This is a genomic window from Pricia antarctica (genome assembly GCF_900101815.1).
Taxonomy (GTDB): Bacteria; Bacteroidota; Bacteroidia; order Flavobacteriales; family Flavobacteriaceae; genus Pricia; species Pricia antarctica.
This window is the reverse complement of the sequence record NZ_FNAO01000001.1, coordinates 568,186-590,488: the sequence shown is the minus strand read 5'-3', so window position 1 is coordinate 590,488 and position 22,303 is coordinate 568,186. Positions and strand designations below refer to the sequence as shown.

Annotated in this window: 19 protein-coding genes; 14 read left to right on the top strand and 5 right to left on the bottom strand. The window is 40.5% G+C overall.

Annotation, left to right across the window (positions count from 1 at the left end):
* The first annotated feature begins 7 nt into the window (after positions 1-7).
* The 8 genes from asnB (at position 8) to BLT07_RS02435 (ending at position 9,632) form a co-directional block, all read left to right on the top strand.
* Positions 8-1,825 (top strand): asparagine synthase (glutamine-hydrolyzing), encoded by a 1,818-nt coding sequence (asnB, locus tag BLT07_RS02470; protein WP_091865342.1) that lies wholly within the window; start codon positions 8-10, stop codon positions 1,823-1,825.
* A gap of 55 nt (positions 1,826-1,880) precedes the next feature.
* Complete coding sequence (locus BLT07_RS02465; protein WP_217633276.1) at positions 1,881-2,318, top strand: FAD synthase family protein; 438 nt, start codon at positions 1,881-1,883, stop codon at positions 2,316-2,318.
* Positions 2,319-2,366: 48 nt separating this feature from the next.
* Positions 2,367-3,503, top strand: coding sequence for a non-hydrolyzing UDP-N-acetylglucosamine 2-epimerase (gene wecB, locus BLT07_RS02460; RefSeq protein ID WP_091865339.1), 1,137 nt, complete (start codon positions 2,367-2,369; stop codon positions 3,501-3,503).
* Between the two features lie 16 nt (positions 3,504-3,519).
* Positions 3,520-4,791, top strand: a complete 1,272-nt coding sequence (locus BLT07_RS02455) for a flippase (protein ID WP_262503234.1) — start codon at positions 3,520-3,522, stop codon at positions 4,789-4,791.
* Between the two features lie 51 nt (positions 4,792-4,842).
* Positions 4,843-5,991: a CDP-glycerol glycerophosphotransferase family protein gene (locus BLT07_RS02450; protein WP_091865335.1), complete on the top strand. Its 1,149-nt coding sequence runs from the start codon at positions 4,843-4,845 to the stop codon at positions 5,989-5,991.
* Between the two features lie 148 nt (positions 5,992-6,139).
* Positions 6,140-7,342: a cysteine hydrolase family protein gene (locus BLT07_RS02445; protein ID WP_091865333.1), complete on the top strand. Its 1,203-nt coding sequence runs from the start codon at positions 6,140-6,142 to the stop codon at positions 7,340-7,342.
* Positions 7,339-8,526 (top strand): O-antigen polymerase, encoded by a 1,188-nt coding sequence (locus BLT07_RS02440; RefSeq protein WP_091865332.1) that lies wholly within the window; start codon positions 7,339-7,341, stop codon positions 8,524-8,526. Before BLT07_RS02445 ends, BLT07_RS02440 begins: the two co-directional genes overlap by 4 nt.
* A 2-nt stretch (positions 8,527-8,528) precedes the next feature.
* Entirely contained in the window at positions 8,529-9,632 is a 1,104-nt protein-coding gene (locus BLT07_RS02435) for a glycosyltransferase family 4 protein (protein ID WP_091865330.1), read from the top strand.
* 39 nt (positions 9,633-9,671) lie between these two features.
* On the opposite strand, the gene BLT07_RS02430 is transcribed toward BLT07_RS02435, so the two are convergent.
* From BLT07_RS02430 to BLT07_RS02420, 3 genes are all read right to left on the bottom strand, one after another.
* The gene (locus BLT07_RS02430; RefSeq protein WP_091865328.1) at positions 9,672-11,405 is read right to left on the bottom strand and encodes an alginate O-acetyltransferase AlgX-related protein; all 1,734 of its coding nucleotides are present in this window, start codon (positions 11,403-11,405) and stop codon (positions 9,672-9,674) included.
* Position 11,406: 1 nt separating this feature from the next.
* On the bottom strand, positions 11,407-12,822 hold the full coding sequence (locus BLT07_RS02425; RefSeq protein WP_091865326.1) for an MBOAT family O-acyltransferase: 1,416 nt from the start codon (positions 12,820-12,822) through the stop codon (positions 11,407-11,409).
* Positions 12,823-12,944: 122 nt separating this feature from the next.
* A complete protein-coding gene (locus BLT07_RS02420) occupies positions 12,945-14,126 on the bottom strand; it encodes an O-antigen ligase family protein (RefSeq protein ID WP_175455229.1) in 1,182 nt (393 codons plus the stop codon).
* Between the two features lie 128 nt (positions 14,127-14,254).
* Between BLT07_RS02420 and BLT07_RS02415 the strand changes: the two genes are divergently transcribed.
* The 3 genes from BLT07_RS02415 to purD all read left to right on the top strand — a co-directional run bounded on the left by BLT07_RS02415 (position 14,255) and on the right by purD (position 18,186).
* Complete coding sequence (locus tag BLT07_RS02415; RefSeq protein WP_245726426.1) at positions 14,255-15,334, top strand: DUF1972 domain-containing protein; 1,080 nt, start codon at positions 14,255-14,257, stop codon at positions 15,332-15,334.
* 97 nt (positions 15,335-15,431) lie between these two features.
* Positions 15,432-16,619, top strand: a complete 1,188-nt coding sequence (locus BLT07_RS02410) for a glycosyltransferase family 4 protein (RefSeq protein WP_091865320.1) — start codon at positions 15,432-15,434, stop codon at positions 16,617-16,619.
* Positions 16,620-16,914: 295 nt separating this feature from the next.
* Positions 16,915-18,186, top strand: a complete 1,272-nt coding sequence (gene purD, locus BLT07_RS02405; RefSeq protein WP_091865318.1) for a phosphoribosylamine--glycine ligase — start codon at positions 16,915-16,917, stop codon at positions 18,184-18,186.
* Between the two features lie 30 nt (positions 18,187-18,216).
* Here the strand turns inward: purD and BLT07_RS02400 are convergent, their stop codons facing one another.
* Complete coding sequence (locus tag BLT07_RS02400) at positions 18,217-18,444, bottom strand: DUF6341 family protein (protein WP_091865316.1); 228 nt, start codon at positions 18,442-18,444, stop codon at positions 18,217-18,219.
* A gap of 39 nt (positions 18,445-18,483) precedes the next feature.
* Here BLT07_RS02400 and BLT07_RS02395 point away from each other — a divergent pair, with 39 nt between their 5' ends.
* The 3 genes from BLT07_RS02395 to BLT07_RS02385 all read left to right on the top strand — a co-directional run bounded on the left by BLT07_RS02395 (position 18,484) and on the right by BLT07_RS02385 (position 21,244).
* On the top strand, positions 18,484-19,425 hold the full coding sequence (locus BLT07_RS02395; RefSeq protein ID WP_091865315.1) for a DUF6427 family protein: 942 nt from the start codon (positions 18,484-18,486) through the stop codon (positions 19,423-19,425).
* Positions 19,426-19,481: 56 nt separating this feature from the next.
* The gene (locus BLT07_RS02390; protein WP_091865312.1) at positions 19,482-20,087 is read left to right on the top strand and encodes a DUF4254 domain-containing protein; all 606 of its coding nucleotides are present in this window, start codon (positions 19,482-19,484) and stop codon (positions 20,085-20,087) included.
* Between the two features lie 74 nt (positions 20,088-20,161).
* Entirely contained in the window at positions 20,162-21,244 is a 1,083-nt protein-coding gene (locus BLT07_RS02385) for a glycosyltransferase family 9 protein (protein WP_245726425.1), read from the top strand.
* A gap of 242 nt (positions 21,245-21,486) precedes the next feature.
* Here BLT07_RS02385 and BLT07_RS02380 read toward each other — a convergent pair whose 3' ends face one another.
* Positions 21,487-22,104, bottom strand: a complete 618-nt coding sequence (locus BLT07_RS02380; RefSeq protein ID WP_091865310.1) for a TetR/AcrR family transcriptional regulator — start codon at positions 22,102-22,104, stop codon at positions 21,487-21,489.
* Positions 22,105-22,303 lie beyond the last annotated feature (199 nt).

The window sequence follows — 22,303 nt, the reverse complement described above, 5'->3', positions numbered from 1 at the left end:
CGTATATATGTGTGGAATAGCTGGAATATACTCAAAAAAGACAATCGACGATTTACAGGCACGGATCGTGAAAATGACCGAATCAATAGTTCATCGAGGGCCTGATTCGGGAGCGTTTTATATTTCTCAAAACAAAGTGGCTTTAGGGCATCGAAGGCTAAGTATAATCGATTTACGGAACGTGGCAAATCAACCCATGACTTCCTCCGACGGGCATTGGCAAGTTGTCTTCAATGGAGAGATTTACAATTTTAACGAGATTAAAAAAGAAATAACCTACGATTTTATAACAGATTCCGATACCGAGGTAATTCTTGCAGCCGTTCAGAATTATGGGGTGGACTGGTTTTTAGAACGCGCTAACGGTATGTTTTCAATGGCGCTTTATAATGTAGAAACCGAAGTACTTTTTTTGATCCGCGACCGACTGGGAATAAAGCCTCTTTACTATTACAATGACGGGGTGAATTTAGTATTTGCCTCTGAAATCAAGGCGATACTGAACAGCGGTCTGGTCGAGGCAAAATTCAATACCTTGGCAGTCGACGAATATTTAGCGAATCGCTATATTCGAGCGCCCTACACTTTTTTTGAGGGTATTTGGCAACTTCAACCAGGTACTTTTCATAGATATACCAATGATTTGACTTTTACCGAAAAAAGCTATTGGGAATTGCCAAATGCCTTCAATGTTTCGACCGAATTCGACGAGCAGCAAATCAAAATCGAATTTGAGGCTGAGCTTAAAAAGGCCATCGAATATCGATTGATTGCTGACGTACCTCTGGGCACTTATTTGAGTGGAGGGGTTGATTCTAGTTTGATTACGGCAATAACCGCGTTAAAAAAGAAAGGTGAGGTTAACACGTATACCATTGGCTTTGAAGAAATGAACGAATTCAAATATGCCAGAACAGTAGCAGAAAAATACGATACGGCCCACCATGAGATTTTAATGAAAAAAGAGGATTATCTCGCAAACTGGGAACGACTTATTGCCGCGAAAGATTCGCCGTTAGGAGTGCCCAACGAAATACCTTTGGCCATCATGTCCTCAAAGTTAAAGGAAAAAATTACCGTTGTGCTTTCCGGAGAAGGTGCCGATGAGCTAATGGGGGGCTATGGGAGAATATTCAGATTGCCTTTCGATTTTGTCAATCATCCAACGGGCGAAAGTTTTTACGACCATTTTATCGCGAACTACGAATATGTCCCACGTGCCATGCGCGATGAATTGATCAACACTCCTACAGATTATAGAAAAGAGTTCGACACTATGATTCAACAACAGTTTGTGGAACACGATAATGAAGAAAATATTTTTCGTTTTTTCCATCAATACCATGTAAAAGGGCTATTACAAAGGGTTGATATGACTACGATGCAAACTTCGGTGGAGGCGAGAGTACCTTTTTTAGACCATAATTTGATTGAGTTTGCCTATAAAAAAATTCCATATGGTCTAAAACTCAAATGGCTGGATGATAAATCGAAACAAATGGCGAAAAATCAAACGGCGGAAGTCTATAGCGAGGTGTTAGATGTTCCCAAATATTTGTTGCGAGAGGTTTCTTATAAGTATCTTCCGGAAGAGATTATAACCCGCAAGAAAGTTGGCTTTCCCGTACCACTTACTGAATGGTTCGAAAATTTAGAGGAGTTGGCGAACAAATTATTGGTAAATTGCTCATGGCTTAAAGATGGAGTCCTCCCCGAATTGATATCGAAAAGCAAAACCGAATCAAGGGCAGGCCAAATATTATGGATGTTCGTAAACATCGAACTTTTTAAAAAGCAGTATTTTACTACCGAGTGGCGATGGTAAAAACGATATAAGTTGAATAGGGAGCCAATACTAATTCAAAAGATAAGGATAGGATATGTACAAAAGAGGTGATGAAAAAATAGTTGTAGGTTATACTTCCGGGGTCTATGATCTTTTCCATATTGGTCATTTGAATCTTCTGAAGAATGCCAAGGGACTGTGCGATAAGCTTATCGTAGGGGTAACTAGTGATGAATTGGTGGCATACAAGAATAAAAAGGCAGTCATTCCGCATCAAGAAAGAATGGAAATCGTAAGAAACATTAAGCATGTAGATTCCGTAGTGCCACAAAATGACATGGACAAATTTAAAATGTGGCAGCGGATCAAGTTTGACGTAATGTTTGTAGGAGACGACTGGTTCGAATCGGAAAAATGGCAAGCATTAGACGAGCAATTTGAGGAAGTGGGCGTCAAAATTATATATTTTCCCTATACAAAAGGCACTTCCTCAACTATGATTAACGAAACCCTGAAAAACCTTAGAAGTTAAAAATCTGTATTCAAGTCGACTCCCCAATTTTAATATGTATTCTTTAGGATGAGGAAAAAAACAAAAAACCTAATAGTTTTCGGTACAAGGCCCGAGGCCATAAAAATGGCTCCATTGGTCAAGGAGTTTCAAAAAAATGAAAATGTATTTGAGACCAAGGTTTGTCTTACTGCCCAACATAGGGAGATGTTAGATCAAGTAGTTGATTTTTTCGATATCGTGCCCGACTACGATTTGGACCTTATGAAGCCCGACCAAAATTTATTCTCATTGACAGCCGACATAATTACAGGTTTAAAACCTATTCTTGAGGATTTTAAGCCTGATTTTGTTTACGTACATGGTGATACTACAACTACCATGGCCACTTCGATTGCCGCTTTTTATTCCGGGGCCCAGGTTTGTCATGTGGAGGCAGGTTTACGAACCTTTGATAAAAAATCTCCATTCCCAGAAGAAATGAACCGATCGATTACCGGTAGAGTCGCTGATTATCATTTTGCACCTACCGCTACCGCACGGCAGAACCTTTTAAATGAAAACGTTGCTGATGAAAGCATAGAGATTACAGGAAATACGGTTATCGATGCCCTGCAGCTCAGTGTCGATAAAGTGACCAAGTCGGATTATTTACATGCCGAAATAGAAGCAGTAAAACAGGTCTGGAACCCGAACAAAAAATTGATTCTGGTCACCGGACACCGTCGTGAAAATCATGGACAGGGCTTTGTAAATATTTGTAAGGCCTTGGCGGAAGTTGCAAAGCGGCATGATGAGGTTCAGATTATTTATCCGGTACACCTGAACCCCCACGTACAAAAGCCGGTATATGAATTGTTAGACAGAATCGATAACATCAAACTTATCGCACCCTTGTCCTATCCAAGTTTTGTATGGTTGATGCATAGATGCTATATTATTATTACCGATAGTGGCGGGGTGCAGGAAGAAGCCCCTAGTCTGGGCAAGCCCGTATTGGTAATGCGAGATATGACGGAGCGCACCGAAGCCATTAAGGCCGGCACGGTTATCCTGACCGGAACCGATCCGGATAAAATTATCGGCGAAACAAGTCGCCTATTAAACGATAAAAAAGCTTACGAAGATATGAGCCAGCGCCATAACCCCTATGGTGATGGCAAGGCCTGTAGTCGGATAGTTGCATTTATGAAAAGCCGACTATGAATCTTGAATATCACATTTGTTTCACATAAGGCATACATATCGCAGGTTTCGAAAGAACCAACTGTTTAAGAATTTCGTATCGTTATTTTCATTGCAAGGTGTCAATTTGGTGCTTCCGTTTTTGACCCTTCCCTATCTTGGCAGGGTATTGGGCGCCGAAAAATACGGGGTCGTACTCATGGTCTATGCCGTAATGCAATATCTGTTCGTGCTTTGTGATTACGGTTTTAACCTTTCCGCAACAAAGGACGTTTCCATTTTTCGAGAAGACAAAGAAAAAATCGATCGTATTTTCAGTAATATCTATTATATTAAATTGGTCTTAGTACTCTTGGCCGTAGCTGTTTTGGCGATATCGGTGTACTCTATAGAAGACTTAAAAACGCATAAAGTTGCTTATTTTTTAGGTTTCGGTATTGTTATAGGACAAGTGTTGAATCCGGTCTGGTTTTTTCAGGGGATGGAGAATATGAAGTATATGACAAGGGTTAATGTCATTGCAAAAGGCCTTTTTACCGCTCTTATTTTTATCGTTATCAAGTCTGAAAGCGATTATTTCAAAGTCCCATTGCTATACTCTATCGGCTTTATTGTAGGCGGGCTGTTTTCGATGTATTATGCTTTTAGATATTTTGAAGTGAAATTTACCAGGCCCGATGTCCAGGAAATCAAACGGCTTTTGGGCAATAGTACGCAATACTTTCTATCACGATCTGCAGCTGCGCTCTACACATCAAGTAATACGTTTATTGCAGGCCTTGCCCTCGGCAATTACTTTGCCGGTATTTTTGGCGCAGCTGAAAAAATATTCATGGCAATGACGGTAGTTTATGCACCCTTGGGAGACGCTCTTTACCCGTATATGGCAAAAAAAAGGAATTTGAAGCTCTTTAAAAAAATATTGGTCACAGTTATTTCATTGAACACTATAGTTGCCATAGGGGTCTTTTTTTTAAGCAATTGGATAGTTCTGCTGATTTTCGGTCCAGACTTTTCCGATAGCGCCAATCTCTTGCGTATTTTTTGCGTTCTTGCACTTCTTTTCGTGCCTGCGGTAATGATAGGATATCCTTTTTTAGGTGCTTTGGGCAAGGAAAAATATGCAAATTATAGCGTAGTTTTTGCATCTGTATTACATGTAGTTTTATTGGGAGTCTTATACAAATATCTTACAGTAAACCGGATAGTATACTTGTTGTTGTTTACACAGACCATAGTCCTTGTTATCCGTTTGTTCGGGGCTAAAAAATTAATTCTTGAGCTAAATGGAGAAAATGAGGGCTCATGACATATGAAGTAGATGGATAAAAAGCCATAATATAACCCAACAATTCACCCAATGAAGCGTATTGCATCTCTGTTTATAGAGAAAGTAGTTTTTGGCTTTCTCTGTGCCATTGTACCGCCAAAAAATGGCTTGATGCTTTTTGGGTCAGGATTCGGACGTTTTTCCGATAATCCAAAATTTTTATTTATTCATTTTCAAAAGAATCCCGCTTTTGAGCCTATTTGGATTTCCTCCAACGGCAAAGAGGTAAAACAATTGAGGAAGAAGGGATATAGATGTCTCTATCGATGGAGTCTAAGTGCATTTTGGGCAATCGTTCGCGCCCCGTTTTTCATTATATCGCATAACGTAAAGGATATCTTTCCGGTCATTCCTATCAGGGGAATTGTTATTAACCTATGGCACGGCACCCCAATAAAGCAAATAGGATTCGATTCACGGAAAGAAAGGATATGGATAGAGCATTTGATTGCCTCGGGAAGAAAACTTCCCTACGAGCGTTGGGACTATTTCGTTTCGGCATCTCCCCAAACCATTTTTATTTTCGAAGGGGCAATGCATTTGTCACGTTCCAAAATTTTGCCACTTGGGCAGCCCAGAACTGAATTCATAAGGGAAATAGAAAGCAGCGTGGAACTCAAAAGAAACTTAGGCGCGCGATTAACAATTCCCGACCCATTGGAACAATGTATCACCTTTTTATATACCCCGACATTTCGAAACAACGAGTCGGCGACTTCAAAGATAAAACGCGCCTTGGTAAATCTAGATAAAATGATAAACCAATTCGGAAAGAAGTTAATTCTTTTCAAACCCCATCCTTTGGACAAAGGTGTATTTGATGACGTGTTCTTCGAATCTTTATCAAACGTTTGGAACGTTTCGGCTGAAGACACCCAAGAACTGTTGGCTGTTGCCGATGTGCTCATAACCGATTATTCTTCGATACTTTTTGATTACATGATTACCGGAAAACCTATAATTGCCTTTATATTCGATAAAGAATCCTATATTTCGGAGAACGGGGGACTCTATTTTTCGTTTGAGGATTTGGGCGCCAACGTAGCGCATAATTCAACAGAGCTGATTAATTTGGTATTGGCATCCGAGGACTTGAAGAATGATTATGATTCCGAAAAGTTTAATTCTTCGGACAGTTCCATAAGAATAGAAAGTTTCATTAGGCAATTGAAAACCTAAAACTTGGTAATTATTACGCAAAATAGTTTCTTGCAACCCTATTGATTCTTGACCGTCATAAAAATAGTATCTTTGCCATTGCTAATTACTACAATATTTTGCGGCCATTAGTAATTGAACTTTGCCGTTTCGAACGAACGTCTAAATCATGACCCTGAAATTCTTTGGAACTCCATCCCTTCTTTTGACAATGGCCGTGATGTCATTGACTGCGGGATGTGCCGATGATTTGGATGACAGCTTTTATAATAAGGCCGGAGAGATAATCGCTCACCCCTTGCCTTTTGAATATACACTATCACAATACGATGGCAATCACAACATTTATTTGGACAAAAGCCACTCGACAGTTGTAGATGCCGAAAAAAGCGCCTTAGTACTTATCGACGTTTGGCAAAATGAGTTTTTGGACTCCCTAGTGATTAAGAATTTAAATCCCTTAATTAAGAAGTTTGACGCAATGGGTGCTAAAATTATTTATGCTCCGTCCCTAGAAGCACCCAATGAGAATTTATTACAATTGGACAGTAGCATCCATTTACTAAATGATGACCGGATGGATGTCTACCTTTTGGAAAATAATATTAAAAACTTATTTTATGTAGGCTTTGATACTTTTTATTGTGTTTTGGATAAAGAAAACGGCATATATTCGGTACGTTCACGAAACAAAGATCTCGATTTATTTTTGATTGACGAAGGAGTTCTATCTTATACAAAGGAGATGAAAGATGTGGCTATCGAACTGCTTAAAAAGAACAATGTTGGTATTGTGAAATTTGACGAGTCGCCATTTTATGCCATGGCCCCGTTGAATACCATTCGTGATTTATTCGCCAACACCAAAGACAACATACATGAGGGCAATAACTTCGTAACGCTCTTTATGAGCGGTTCAGAAAATCAAATGATTAAGCAGTTCGAAAAGGAATTGATTGGGTTAAACGCGAACTACGGCACAGTTGTCGAAAATAAATTCTACTATCGTGGCACTGAGCTGTCCCAACCCGATTATCTCAAACTGCTGCAAGATCTAGGAGTAAACAACTTATATTTTGCCGGATTTTATTTGAACAATGAAATCTTATGGAGTGATTTTGGTATAAGGTCTCTTTATATAGAGGTTAGGTACAACAAGGTAAAGGGTCTACCCTGGCCCTACATCGTCAATGACCTTGCCTTTATAGCACCTTCGGAAGCGATGAATCCCGAAATTGAAAAGGCGACGATAGTCAACCATTGTCGAATAGCGCATAATATAATGAGTTCTACCTTGATTAAAGGTCTGAAAGAGGCCAAAACTGGTGGAAACCAAAATCTGGGCAAAGAAAACAAGAGACCGATTCTTTGAGAAAAATCAGACTTTTTAACGTGCTCCACCCGGCCATTTTCTTTTTGGTCGCCTTTGTTTTTTTTCTGATGTTCTATCCTTTTGCGCTTGAGCGTTATTTCCCTTTTTTCGATACCACTCTCAAAACTCGGGGCTTACTTGCGACCTATCTTATCGTTTTCATTTTGGCAGCACATTTGGCCCCTATTTATCTGTTGGTTAAAACGTTTCCCAATTTGAAGGATATGGTTACCCATGTTCGTATGGATATTAAATATTGGAAAAGGGCGTTTTATTTGTTTTTTCTATCGGGGGTCGCCTTATACCTCTTTATATATTTTTTCAAAATGGGAACAATCCCCATTTTTTTAGATGACCTCGAAAGTGCACGGGTGGGTGCCAAAGCAGGTCTGGGAAAATATATTCTCATCGGTAATGCCTTAATTAGCGTAAGCTTGGTCTATCGGTTTGCGATTGAAAAATTTGTTCTTAACAAAATCAAGTTAATTTCGATTCTCTATCTTTTGGTGGGGGTGTTTTTCGTGATGGGTATTGGTTTTCGAGGCCCTGCAGCATACTTGGTAGTAAGCTGCTTTTTGGCCTATCTTATTTTTACCCAGAAATATTTGGAGGAACAAGGTATTTCCTTTCGCTATATTTTGACGGGGATTTTCTTTATTGTTTTCCTATCTCTGTTAGGCTATTATCGTCACACCGGAGAACTTTCGTATCGTGCGATCGGCTCTACGGCATGGACTACTGCGGTCAATGTAAGTAATCTAGAGGATATTGTTTACAACACCGATAAGACCGACGATTTTTATTATGGGCAGACCGTGCTAAGCGATTTGGGAATGGCCGCCGGTCTGCACGAGAAAGGGTTTACCGGGGTCATTCTTAAAGACAAATACCAATTGGAATTTGAAGGGGAAGGCATGACCATCACTTCGCCAGGTGAGGCCTACATGAATTTCGGCTGGTTCGGTATAGTGCTGCACGCCCTATTTTTGGGTACATTGGCGGGATTGTTTTATGAAATCATTATTCGAAGTGGTAAATTGAGCTGGTTTGTCATTTTGGTTTTATTTAGTTTGAATTTCTCACGTTTGGCGGTTGGAGGGATCGTGGCACCTGGTCTCTTCTTTCTTGTTCCGCAATTGATACTTTGTGCCGCTTTTATTTTTATAGCAAAATTGAAAATCTGATTATGAAAGTCCTATTTCAATCCAGAAGTAATCTTTACTCTGCCCCGGGCGGAGATACTACCCAAATCGAAAAAACCAAGCAGTATTTGGAAAAATTAGGAGTCGAGGTCGATATTAGTATCGAGCTGGAACCTGACCTGGCGGGCTACGATCTAGTTCACCTCTTCAATCTAATGGATCCCCAAGAGCTTTACATGCAAATCAAACACGCAAAAAAACATGATAAAAAAGTGGCGCTTTCGACTATTTATGGTCTTTATACTGAGTTCGAACGGAAAGCAAGGGGTGGATTTGCACAAAAGGTAGCCAATGTACTTTCACCTTACACTATCAATTACATCAAGACCTTTTTGAGGCACTTGAAAGACGGAAGAATGAATAAAGGCGTGTATTATATGCTTTTTCGAGGATATTATCGGCTTGCTAAAAAAGTGACGGAGCAAGTGGATGTCTTTCTGCCCAATTCGTTATCCGAGATGAAAAGAGTAGCCCGTGAATATCAATTGAAAAATTACAAATTTGTCGTCGTGCCGAATGCTGTCGATACCCATGTCTTCAATCCTGAAAAGGTCGACCTAGAAAACATAGACACAGAGATTTCAAAATTTAAAGATTGTATTCTTTCCGTTGCTCGAATAGAGGGAAGAAAATCAACCTTGAACCTGATTAAGGCCGTAGGTAACCAATATCCGCTTGTGCTTATAGGGAACGAAACGAAAAATGACAAGACCTTCACAGATGCCTGTCATGCTATCGCAGGAGAAAACGTGTTCTTCATGGGTGCGATACCCCACGAAAAATTACCGATTTTTTATAAATTGGCTAAAGTACATGCGCTGATAAGTTGGATGGAAACCCCAGGCCTTTCTTCACTGGAAGCTGGTGTTATGGAAACAAACATCGTTATTACCGAAAAAGGCGATACCCGTGATTATTTTGAGGATTATGCGTTTTATTGCGAACCAGATGATGTGGCTTCAATCCGAAGTGCTATCGACAAAGCTTTCGATGCGCCTTTTAATTTCAGGCTGAAAGAAAAGATTCAGACCGAATATGTTTGGGAAGAGACGGCAAAAAAAACATTAGAGGGCTATAAAATGATTTAAAACCTAATTTTTATAAAGTTTGCGAATCTTTAAGGTATGTTATGGGAGAGAATCCACAGATTTGCCCACGGTGTCCAAAATATAAGGCAAACGTCTTTCGACCACCCCTAAGATTACCACATCGGGATTAACTTGATTTACCCAATACATATCAACAGGACTTTTAGCAACGTAAACTACCCTTGAATAGTGCAACGATAAAAATTGGACAAGAGCGGCCCCGTACGAGTCCCTAAAGACCAACGCCACTTTGTCGTTACCGCAATTGTTGTTTTCGGTAACAAATGTGTTTTGATAGATGCCCCCGGGATTGACGAAGTGATAGGTACTATTACTATTTTTGAATTTATAATTCGGCTTTTTGTCGTAATAACCCGAAATACTGTCAATTCCCAAGAGATTGGTAAGATCACCATTTCTTATTTTGGAATATGATATGTCAAAATCTTCCACCGGAAACGGAGTTAGGCCCAACTCATTAAAAGTCTGCTCGCAGAAATTGCGATAAGCTAGGTAGGCCCCGTTTGCATTCCAATGGGAATCGAACTTGAAATACAACTGTTTTTCGTTTTTGTTTTTCAACAGATTGTGGCGAACATCAAAAAGAGGCATGCCTTTTTCTTCGAAAAACCGTACGGCCTGGTCTGCCAAGGAAGTTTCACCTTGAACTTGTATTTTCATCGTAAAAGGGAGCGAACTGTTGTAAATACTGTGTTTGTTCGGCCAAAAACCTACGGCATAGCGAATACCAAGCTTAGTTAGGTCTTGTTTTAGATCGAACTGTTTTCGAAAGGCATTCTCAAGCTGTTTCCTCGAAGCCAAATTCGTATGGGAATAGCTTGAGTAGATGCCCCCATCCAATTCGTTATGCTCGTTAAAAAACAAAAATCCATTCTTGCCGAACTGTACCAATTCGGGTTGTGGCGAATCCCTGAAGAGCCCTATTTTCAGGTCGCTCGCCCAATTGATGATAGTGGGACGCAGGCCGAAGTTGTCGTTGTAATAGGCCTCATACTCCCTGGGAAAACTTTCCTTGAATGCCCATTCGGGTTGCTTTGCCAATTCCCTTTTCTCCATGCTTTCAGTTTTCTGTTCTAAACCGAACAGCTTCACTATGGGCGGTGCCGCAATGATTAATACGAAGGCAAAAATATAGCCATTGGGCCTGAGGTTTGCTAATCTTATTTTTTTTAAGGAAAATGAAATAAAGGCAGCTACTGCAAAAATCAATGCCAAGAAATAAGCCACTTTATTAGCCACTAATGGTTGCTTTTTGGCCAATTTCTCCAATATTGGAGATAGATCAAAATTCGAGATAAAAAAGGGGTCGTAACTATTCAAGACCGTTCGAGTAATGAATTTCCCATCCTTTTCGGTGATGCATACATTTTTTAAGAACGATTTCGAAATATCGAAGGCATAGGAACTTTCATGGGTTCTTAACCGGACGGTCGAAAAATTTATGGGCATTTGATTTCTGTTGTTGCCAATATCGATACGCAATTGGGTTAGGGAAGTATCCAACGGAATAACAAATTCGATTGTCTGCGGTTCGCCGCCTCCTTTTATCTCAGTAATTGCGCTTTGCTTCTCCGTAAAGGCACCCTCTCCTTGGTTCGAATAGAAAACTTGAAAAACATCGTCCTTCAAAACCGTTGCGCTTAAAGAGACTGTTATTTCAGTAGGTTTCGCTCCGGTAATACCCATTAAAAGGCATGTCGTAACGAACACCAGAAATGCGATTAATAGCGCGGTTGCATATTTTTTTACCATATCAGAATCTAAAATAGATAAACGGATTGTAGGTGGTCTGAGCCAGTTCTAACAGAGACAGTATAAAAAGGGACACATACAAAATGTGCTCTAAGGCAATGGCAGAATTTGGATTGGGGATTATCATGGCAGCACGTTTTACAATCAGTGCCCTCAGTGGGGCCGAGAAGAGTATTCCCAATGCAATGACCGTTAAAGTGTAGGTATTGAGGAACAAATACGGATATGCATAGGTGCCTCCCGTGAAAGCGAACATGGTTCCAATATATTCCAATGCATAGCCTAAATTTTCGGCACGAAAGATTACCCAACCGACCATTACAACGAGCAGTAGATAAAATCTTTTTAAAAAAGTGAATTTCGAGGGTAACTTGAAAAAATCCATCCGTTCAACAATGAGAAAAAATCCATGGAACATACCCCAAACAATAAAATTCCAGCTCGCTCCGTGCCAAAGACCGGTCAAAAAGAACACAATCAATAAGTTGACATAGGTCCTATATTTGCCTTTTCGATTGCCGCCCAAAGGAATATAGAGATAATCCCTAAACCAAGTGGAAAGGGAAATATGCCACCTTCGCCAAAATTCCTGTACAGATTTAGAAATGTATGGATGGTCAAAATTCTCCTTAAAGTTAAACCCGAACATTTTTCCAAGACCGATTGCCATATCCGAATACCCTGAGAAATCATAATAAATCTGTAAGGTATAGCAAAGCACCCCAATCCAGGTTAAAGACGTAGATAGATCACCAACCGGTGCACCGAAAACCTTATCGGCGACCAAGCCAACATTGTTAGCGATAATTATCTTTTTTGCGAAGCCGGTCAAGAAACGTGTAATACCTGTCTTGAAGAGTGCAGGAGTTACGGTTCTCCGTTGGATTTCTTTCGAGATGTCGACATACCTCACAATCGGGCCCGCAATAAGTTGTGGAAAAAGTGCAATGTACATACCCAAGTTAACAATACTCCTTTGGCCTTTTACTGTACTCCGATAAACATCAACCAAATAAGAAATACTTTGAAAAGTGAAGAACGAGATACCGATAGGCAAGGTCACGTTAGAGATGTCGATATCGATATGTATTCCGACCATTGCCAAGTTTTCGACTAGAAAATGGATGTACTTGTAGTAGGTTAATACCAAAAGGTTAAGACCTACGCCCAATGCTAAAAACATTTTGGAAGTCAAAGGCCGGTTTTTGTCCAAACTTTCGGAAATGGCAATGCCCATAATATAGTTCATCCCAATAGAGCCCATCATTAGCAACACCAGCAGACCTTCGCCCCAAGCATAAAAAAAGAGACTTGCAATCAGCAGAAAGAGGTTTCTAAGCTTGTTCTGAAGCAAAAAATAGATACCAAGGACAAGGGGAAGAAACAAGAAGATAAAAACGGTCGAACTAAATACCATATACGATTTAAAGGTGGTCAAGTTGCCGGTTATCTAAAACCGGCTTGTATTTCAAATAACCGAATGACACGGTAACAATAACATAAGGCACTTTATTTTTTTGAACCCTTGATTTCAATTCATTATAATTCAATTCGGTTTTTTCGATTATCCCATCTGCCCAATAGGTAAGGGGCAAAGAACACAAAAAAAACAACGCCCCATTGCCGTATCATAAAAGATTCCGTGATTCCAAAAAGGAACATTATGATAAAAAAGAACAAAAGTAACGTATCTTTTTTCTTAATACCAATATAAAGCAAAAGGCCATATATTAACAAAAGGACGACCAATCCCGAATACCCTAAATCTAGTGTGGTCTGTAAAAACTGGTTGTGGGCATTGTAACCTTCGACGACCTGAATAGCTTCTTCACCTATTCTTTTCTTGTAGCACTCTGTCAAAATATGCGATGTGTTATTGGTTCCACCGCCAAAAAAACCTGCGTTTTTTATTTGTTGCCAACTACACTCCCAAGACAGTATCCGGCTATATACACCGTTATTGTAATCATTTGGGGCATGGAAATCGATATGGGCTAATTCCTTGAACTTGCTTTGAACAATAGGCCGGTTCGCCATCCAAAACGCCGAGAGGATGAAGAAAGCGATAAATCCTATTAAAAATTTTAGATTGCTTTTCTTTTTTAAATAGGCAATCATAAAAAAAACGGTCAGTATAAAAGCCACAATAATACTCGTGCGGTTGTAGAAAATCGCAAGGCTGAAAAAGAGAAAGGGGATAAAAAAATAGTGTTGCAATTTGGTTACATTTGCCGTTAGCAATTCGTAATAGACTATAGCTAGGGCAAAACAGACGAAGATAGCCAAATAGTTTAGCTGCAAGTCGAGTATTTCGGTAGGGTCGTGATAATAGAAAATATAACCTTTGCTTCGAATATAGGTGGTAACGATACAAACAAGGCAAGAGAAAAGAACGGTATATAGAAAGACATGAAGCACCCACTTTTTAAACTTAATAAACGAAACCGAAAACGGTAATAATAACAGGGGGAGATATTTAATCAGCGTCGAATCTATTTTAGGTTGTTCGACGACGAACAGATTAATCCCCAAAATGGCATAGTAGAGAAAAAAAAGAATCGTTGAGGTGTTTAACGGGGGAATAAATCTCTTTCTCGGCGAACATAGGTATAGGGCAGAAAATAGTGCGACGGCGTAAGAATTGATGTTGTAGAGCCTGGCTAATGGGATGCTTGCCACTACGAAAAAGAGTGCTATATTCTTAACTTTGTCCAGTGACACGTGCTTCGTGTTTGAAAACGAAAGTAGAAAATTAAAACGGAGCTGCTCATCTTTTTGATGGATAAAACTATTTTAATCGGTTGACCTGCTTTCCAAATTGACAAATAATTTTTGAAAAATCCAACACTTTGAAAATAGCGATTATCGGAACTGTGGGTATACCAGCTAAATATGGCGGGTTCGAGACTTTGGCCGAAAACTTGGTCGACCAACTTGGAGGTAAATACGATTTTACGATTTATTGTAGTTCACCAAATTACAGGGGCGAGCGTCAGGAAACTTACTTGGGCGCCAGACTAAGATATCTTCCTTTCCACGCAAACGGTAAATCAAGCATAATTTATGATGTTATATCAATTGTTCATGCGATGTTCTTTGCGGATGTCCTTTTGATTTTGGGTGTAAGCGGGGCCTTTATGATTCCTGTAATAAAATGGTTCACGAATAAGAAGATAATTACCAATATCGACGGACTGGAATGGAAGCGCGATAAATGGGGCGACATCGCCAAAAAATATTTAAAAATGCAAGAGAAGATTGCGGTGAGGTTTAGCAACGTAACCGTTGTGGATAATGAGGGAATTGAAAATCATGTATTTCACGAATACGCAAAACCGAGTACTCTTATTGCCTATGGTGCAGATCATGTATTTTATAAAGAGTTAAGCAAATCAACCTTGGAAGAATTGTGTTTGCCTAAGAACTTCGCGTTTAAGGTATGCCGGATTGAACCAGAAAACAATATCCATATTATTTTAGAGGCCTTCGGCAAAACAACGGTTAATTTGGTAGTGGTAGGCAATTGGAATAACAGTGAATACGGGAAAGAATTACGGGAAATATATGTGAATAAAGAAAATTTATATCTTTTGGACCCAATATATGATCCAAACAAACTGAACGAGTTAAGGGCTAACTGTTTTCTATATGTTCATGGCCATAGTGCGGGGGGCACCAATCCTTCCTTGGTCGAGGCGATGTATCTGGGTCTTCCTATAGTTGCATTTGATGTTGATTACAACCGTTATACAACAAATAACGAGGCACTTTACTTCAAGACTGGTGAAGATTTATTGAAATTGTTAAAAAATGACCTAGCATATGCCAAAAATTTGGACACCGTGGCTTTGAAAATGAAACAGACCGCTAAAAAAAGATATACTTGGAAATTCATTAGCGAATCTTATGAAAATTTATGGAGCGCATGATTTGGAGTGTTTTTCGCCTAGCCCATTTTGCACTATTTCAATCGAAATTCTCATTGTTGATTCAACTTTTGCTACTTTTAGAGCCTAAACATTCGTTTTGTTTTTTCTAGAAACTGCCATATCGCTTTTTATTGGGGCTTTTCTTCTTACGTATTTGACGATACCAAAGATAATCAGCGTTGTCGAGTACAAAAGATTAATGGATAGTCCGAATAATAGAAGTTCCCATACTTTGAGGACGCCTACCCTAGGGGGAGTATCCTTTTTCTATACCTTAATTTTTGCTCTATTTTTCATAAATGGCAGAGACGCTTTCGATGAAGCTATGTACATTATACCCGGCCTAACAATACTCTTCATAGTGGGTCTTAAAGACGACCTCGTAGTCATATCCCCAGGCGCAAAACTTATATCCCAAGTCTTCGCTATCTCCTTCATACTGGCCAACCCTAGCTTTACAATCCACTCTCTGAATGGTTTTTTGAACATCAATGAAATACCTTATTACCTGTATTTAATTATTGGTGGTTTCATGATGATCACAATCATTAATTCTTACAATCTTATTGACGGTATCGATGGTTTGGCCTCTATTGTAGGTATTGTTATTTTAGTAATCTATACCACCATATTTTATTTGACTGAAGAATATTTTTTCGCTTTATTGGCTATAGCTTTAAACGCCAGTCTTATGTCTTTTTTGGGGTTTAATCTCTCCTCGGATAAAAAGATTTTTATGGGAGATACGGGTTCATTAATTGTAGGTTTTATTATTAGTGTGCTTACACTAAAATTTTTGGCATTGCGCCCTGTTGCTTATACCGACCTCCCATTTTTATTAGAAAACGCGCCGTTGATAGCCATAAGTATACTTATCGTTCCGCTTTTTGATACGGCCAGAGTCTTTGCCATCCGTATCGCCAACAAAAAAGGTCCGTTTTCACCTGATCGAAACCATACACACCACGTTTTAATCGATTATTGGGGCCTTACGCACAAACAGGCGAGTTTTATCATAGGCTGCTTTAATCTACTCTTTGTAACCCTGTTTATTGTTTTAGGCAGTACGGCCAAAAATTTGGGTATGGTAATCATGTTGGTGTCCGTGGTTATCTTTTTGGGATATATTTTCTTTAAATACAACTATAATTTCACAACCTTAAAGCAGAAAATCTTACTAAAACGAAAGGTCAAACGGTTTAAATCAAAGGTGGAGGAAAAAAGTTCTAAGAAAAGGAAGATGGAAAGCAAAAAGAGCGAAGACTCATCAATCGACGAGGTTTAGGAAAAATTAGTTTACACAGTTTCGGAATCCGATTCCGAAACTGTATAAATTGGGTATTTGTAATTCGATGAGATTTATTTAGTGAATTCATGAGAAACGACTGCAGTATCGTATACGATTCGAAACACGTTAATCGATATGGCACAATAGAACCGGACTTAAACTGTTTTCAACATCAACTTAGCCGGAATCTCTCTAAGCTGACCAAACTGTCCTAATCCAAAATTGGATATTTCTCGAATAAAGTCCATTTCAAACCTTATTTTTGACCAAAACCACTTCAACACCGACATCCATGAACATCCTCATCCTAGGCTCCGGCGGCCGCGAGCACACTTTGGCCTGGAAACTTAAGCAAAGCCCGAAATTAACTAATCTTTTCGTTGCCCCGGGCAACGCAGGTACTGCCGAAATCGCCAAGAACATACCAATCGGGGTAAATGATTTCGATGCCATAAAAAAATCAGTTTTAGAAGAAAGTATTCATATGGTAATCGTCGGCCCTGAAGATCCTTTGGTCAATGGCATCCATGATTTTTTTCTCAATGATGACGATTTGGCTCATATTCCGGTAATCGGCCCCCAAAAAGCCGCAGCGGAGCTGGAAGGCAGCAAGGAATTTGCCAAGAAATTCATGATGCGCCACAATATCCCCACGGCGGCCTATGAAAGTTTCAAGGCCGATACCTTGCAGAAAGGTTTTGCTTTTTTAGAATCCCTCGACCCCCCTTATGTTTTGAAAGCGGATGGTCTGGCCGCCGGTAAAGGGGTGGTTATCTTGAACGATTTGCTAGAGGCCAAAAATGAACTAGAATCCATGTTGGTCGATGCGAAATTCGGTGCTGCCAGTACTACAGTCGTCATTGAGGAGTTTTTATCGGGTATCGAGTTGAGCGTTTTTGTACTGACGGATGGAAAGGGCTACAAGGTGCTTCCCACCGCAAAAGATTACAAACGCATCGGAGAAGGAGACAGCGGACTCAATACCGGCGGAATGGGCGCAATTTCCCCCGTTCCCTTCGCGGATACCGCGTTTATGGATAAAGTCCACCAGCGCATCGTCAAACCGACCGTAGAGGGCCTTAAAAAGGATGAATTACCTTACAAGGGCTTTATTTTTATCGGATTGATCAAGGTTGGCGTCGACCCCAAGGTCATCGAGTATAACGTGCGTATGGGCGATCCGGAAACCGAGGTGGTCGTTCCGCGGATCAAAAATGATATGGTATCCCTCTTCGAAGCCGTTGCCGATCAGAGTTTAGATGCCGTTGATCTGGAAATCGACGAGCGCACGGCGGCAACGGTCATGTTGGTTTCAGGAGGCTATCCCGGAGGGTATGAAAAAGGAAAAACAATCACAGGTTTTGAAAAAATCGATGATTCGCTGGTTTTCCATGCGGGTACAACGAACAAAGATGGCAAAACGGTCACAAACGGTGGAAGGGTAATGGCAATCACATCCTATGGGAAAAATTTCAAGGAAGCACTAAATATATCTTATCAAAACATTCACCAAATTGGTTTCGAGGGAATGAACTACCGAAATGATATCGGGTTCGACCTTTGACCTTCAATTATGGCCTATAGAGGTCTCGGCTTATTCGTAATTCCATGTTGTTGGCACCGATTTCGTATTCTCTTCTCCGCTCTCATCAAACTTTTTCAATTGAAGCATCCAGTAGATAAAAGCCGCGGAACCGATTAGAAACAAGATCCAGTTGAAAAAATTGGCCCCCCACCAACTGTCCATATACCGCAATTGGTCTAACGGCCAAAAAAGATGGTTTACGAACAAATCCTCTATTCCTTTAAAAAATGAAGTCATCTTAGCTATATTTACAAAGCAAAAATATAAAAAGTCGGGATGATTTCCATCATTTTTGGCAAAACAAAGCCAATCAACTACATAATTGTTTTAACGTTTCTGTTCATTTTTTATTGGGGGGTCCATTTTTTCCTGTTCGGAAGAATTTACGCGTCCCCGCAGTTGTTGCAGAACATGTTGGTTCTAGGGGCTTTGCTTTTCAGTATTTTCTTGGTCAATTTTATCGTAAAACGGAACAAGGTCACGGGTTCGAATTCGTTTTCTATACTTTTTTATGTACTGTTGACCGTAGTCTTTCCGGAAACACTGCTCGATTCGAATGCCATTTTATGTAGTTTTTTTCTTTTGTTGGCCACAAGAAGGTTGATCAGCATGCGTTCTTCAAGAGAAACCAAGTTTAAGATTTTCGATGCCACGATATGGGTCTTGGTCTCCAGTTTGTTCTACGATTGGGCCATACTGTTCCTTATACTGGTCTTTGCCGCTATCTATTTTTACGCGCCAAAAAATATACGTAATTGGCTTGTGCCTTTTGCAGGTCTGTTTGCGGTGTACATGGTTACGAAATGTATTTTGATTTTGGCAGGTCATGAGGAATTTTTGGTCGAACACTATCAGTTGCATTTTTCCTTCGACGTTGGCTATTTCTCGTATTGGGGTCACAGCACAAAACTTATTTTGTTCGCTTCTGTAACGTTTTTAACGGGCCTTTTGGCATTTTTGAAATTGGGTAAGTCCGGATTTGGAAGGGTAGTTACCATGCGCCTGATCGCATTTTCGTTCGTTATTGGGCTAGTGGTGAACCTGCTCAAACTTTCGGATAATGTATACCCTGTGATGATTGCCTTTTTTCCGGCCGTAGTTTTTATGACCAAATACATCGAGTCGATACGAAGGGCACATATCAAAGAAATTGTGCTCATCGCCGCAATTGTTGTTCCTTTCCTGGTGCTGTTGGGAAGTATAGCGATTGAACCTTAAACCCTTGAAGGCACGAACTTCGATAATAATCTATAACTTTGTTTAAAAGAATACGTATGGATTTCAGTGCCTTCGCCTATAAAATTTTTCAGGAAAGTATAGATAAGTACCACGTCAAGAACGATGTGTATCAGCCTTTTGCAAACCCTTACGCTAAAGACGATATCGCCCGTTTGCTCTATCGGAAGAATTGGATAGATACGGTGCAGTGGCATTATGAGGATATCATCCGCGACCCCGATATCGAACCCAAAGCGGCTTTGAACCTTAAGAGAAAGATAGATGCCAGCAATCAGGACAGGACGGACCTGGTGGAATTTATTGACAGCTATTTCCTTGAAAAGTATAGTGCTGTAGATGTTAAGGAGGATGCCACCATCAACACCGAAAGTCCGGCCTGGGCCATCGACCGTCTCTCCATTTTGGCCCTAAAGATCTACCACATGCAAGAAGAGGCCGAGCGAACCGATGCGTCCGCCGAACACATAAACAAATGTAGTGACAAACTCAATGTGCTGCTCGAGCAACGTAAGGACCTTTCCACGGCCATCGATCAACTTTTGGCGGATATCGAATCCGGAAGCAAATACATGAAAGTTTATAAACAGATGAAGATGTACAATGACGAGGAGTTGAATCCCGTATTACGAAAGGCTCCCTAATCCCTTAAAGGGTAAAATGCAGGAAAAAATAAGGTATTTTATGGGATAAACAAAAACTACCTTTCCTCAAATACATGAAACAGGGCGAAGAAATTTCAAAAGTGGCTCCCCATGTGGACGTTAAGGGACGTAGACTTCTTATCATCCGCCTCTCTGCCATGGGCGACGTGGCCATGACAATACCGGTGCTTTCCGCGCTGACCCACGACTATCCAAATCTAAAAATAACGGTACTCACCAAAAATTTCTTCGCTCCGATGTTCGCTCAATTCAAGAATGTAGAAGTATTCGAAGCGGATGTAAAAGGAAGGCATAAAGGGGTATTCGGACTCTATACGCTTTACCAAGATCTTCGCGCACGCCACATAGATGCCGTAGCGGACCTGCACAATGTACTTCGAAGCAAAGTTTTAAAACGCTATTTCCGTTTTGGGGGAATCCCATTTTTTCAAATTGATAAGGGACGGGCGGATAAAAAGGGATTGACCGCCTCAAAAAATAAGATTTTTACACCCCTGAAGACCACCCATCAGCGCTATGTGGATGTTTTTAGTGCATTGGGTTTTCCGGTAGATCTGTCTAAGGCAGTCCCCTTGTCCAAAGAAGAACTGTCCGAAAATACAGTGGAACTTATTGGTTCGAACACCAAAAAATGGTTGGGAATCGCTCCGTTCGCCGCTTTCGAGGGAAAAATGTACCCTTTACGTTTGATGGAGGAAGTCATCCGGAAGCTCGACGATACCGAAAAGTATGCTATTTTTCTTTTTGGCGGAGGTAAGGAAGAAGAGAAAAAGCTCGAGGCGTTAGCGACCCATTTTACATCCTGTATCAACGTCTCCGGAAAACTTTCTTTTCCCGAAGAACTTGCCTTGATCTCTAACCTTGATGGTATGCTGTCCATGGATAGTGGCAACGGTCATTTGGCGGCCATGTACGGTATTCCGGTGATTACGCTCTGGGGCATTACCCATCCGTTTGCGGGCTTTTATCCTTTTGGTCAAGATGCCGATAATGCCCTTTTGGCAAATCGAGAAAAATTTCCGCTGATCCCAACTTCGGTCTATGGCAACAAAATGCCAAAGGGATATGAAACGGCGATGCAAACGATTTTACCGGGGGATGTGTTTGAGAAGGTTGAGGCCGTTTTGAACCGATAATAACATACCAACTGTTCCATGGTTATACTGAATCTGTCGCGCTGACGGTTAGCTATCCACCTGTTTTTTTAAACCTAATCTTAGGTGCAGAATCTCACGGGCTCCCCTTGATGTCTCTAGGGGGGCAAAATCGATATAGACCGATGTATGTCTACAGGGCAGCTTGTCGGCAAGCAGACATCGTGAAGCGTCCTGAAAAAATAGGAAACCGGAAAGATGGACTACGACGTATAAAAACAATTTTATATCATTGTGGTCTTAGGTTCCATAGCCTTAAAATAATTCCGCAACTGCGACATAAAACGGTATTTTCTTGCACTCGGGGACGTCTCGACCATTAAGGTCCGAACACCGATATAGGCACTCATAAGAAATACGGCAACGCCCTCGCTATCGACGTGTCTGTCGATATGGCCATTAAATTTTCCACGCTGTATGGCGGTAACGAGATTGACCTCCCAAATTTTGAGGATGTCGTTCAAATGTTTCATGATATTTTCGTTGCGGCCGTTGAACTCGTTGATAAAATTGCTGAGCACAAAACCGAAATCGCGTTCGTTGTGAACTGCGGTTTCAAGGGCGTCCTCAAAACAGTTCATGATGAGGTCCAGTGTATTCTCATGGCCTTCGATAGGTTCGATCAACATGCTATACATTTTACGGGCCAGAAGGTTTTCGATAATCTGGATGAAAAAATCCTCCTTGGAATCGAAATGATAGTAAAACGCTCCTTTTGAAAGCGATAGTTCCTTTAAGATATCATCTACGCTTGTGTTGTAATACCCGTTTTTGTAGAACAGTTCCAATCCGGTGACTTGCATTCGTTGCATGGTGGCCATGCGTTTGAGGCTCTTTTCCATAATATTGATGTTTAAAAAGTTAAACCGACCGATGGGTCTTGTCAATAAAACCTTAGGGAATCCTTTTTATTTAAAATGGATGGATGTGTGGCAGATTTATTCGCTATGTGACATAAAATGGATGGACTATCGCCTTAAATCAGGCCGGCACAAACTGGATAGTTGGTAGAAGGGTGGGTTTAAAATAGAAAAACTTTCG

Excerpts from the sequence above, each read along its gene's own strand:
- asnB (WP_091865342.1), top strand. The coding sequence starts at position 8 with ATGTGTGGAATAGCTGGAATATACTCAAAAAAGACAATCGACGATTTA.
- BLT07_RS02465 (WP_217633276.1), top strand. The coding sequence starts at position 1,881 with ATGTACAAAAGAGGTGATGAAAAAATAGTTGTAGGTTATACTTCCGGG.
- wecB (WP_091865339.1), top strand. The coding sequence starts at position 2,367 with ATGAGGAAAAAAACAAAAAACCTAATAGTTTTCGGTACAAGGCCCGAG.
- BLT07_RS02450 (WP_091865335.1), top strand. The coding sequence starts at position 4,843 with ATGAAGCGTATTGCATCTCTGTTTATAGAGAAAGTAGTTTTTGGCTTT.
- BLT07_RS02445 (WP_091865333.1), top strand. The coding sequence starts at position 6,140 with ATGACCCTGAAATTCTTTGGAACTCCATCCCTTCTTTTGACAATGGCC.
- BLT07_RS02435 (WP_091865330.1), top strand. The coding sequence starts at position 8,529 with ATGAAAGTCCTATTTCAATCCAGAAGTAATCTTTACTCTGCCCCGGGC.
- BLT07_RS02430 (WP_091865328.1), bottom strand. The coding sequence starts at position 11,405 with ATGGTAAAAAAATATGCAACCGCGCTATTAATCGCATTTCTGGTGTTC.
- BLT07_RS02425 (WP_091865326.1), bottom strand. The coding sequence starts at position 12,822 with ATGGTATTTAGTTCGACCGTTTTTATCTTCTTGTTTCTTCCCCTTGTC.
- purD (WP_091865318.1), top strand. The coding sequence starts at position 16,915 with ATGAACATCCTCATCCTAGGCTCCGGCGGCCGCGAGCACACTTTGGCC.
- BLT07_RS02400 (WP_091865316.1), bottom strand. The coding sequence starts at position 18,444 with ATGACTTCATTTTTTAAAGGAATAGAGGATTTGTTCGTAAACCATCTT.
- BLT07_RS02395 (WP_091865315.1), top strand. The coding sequence starts at position 18,484 with ATGATTTCCATCATTTTTGGCAAAACAAAGCCAATCAACTACATAATT.
- BLT07_RS02390 (WP_091865312.1), top strand. The coding sequence starts at position 19,482 with ATGGATTTCAGTGCCTTCGCCTATAAAATTTTTCAGGAAAGTATAGAT.
- BLT07_RS02385 (WP_245726425.1), top strand. The coding sequence starts at position 20,162 with ATGAAACAGGGCGAAGAAATTTCAAAAGTGGCTCCCCATGTGGACGTT.
- BLT07_RS02380 (WP_091865310.1), bottom strand. The coding sequence starts at position 22,104 with ATGGAAAAGAGCCTCAAACGCATGGCCACCATGCAACGAATGCAAGTC.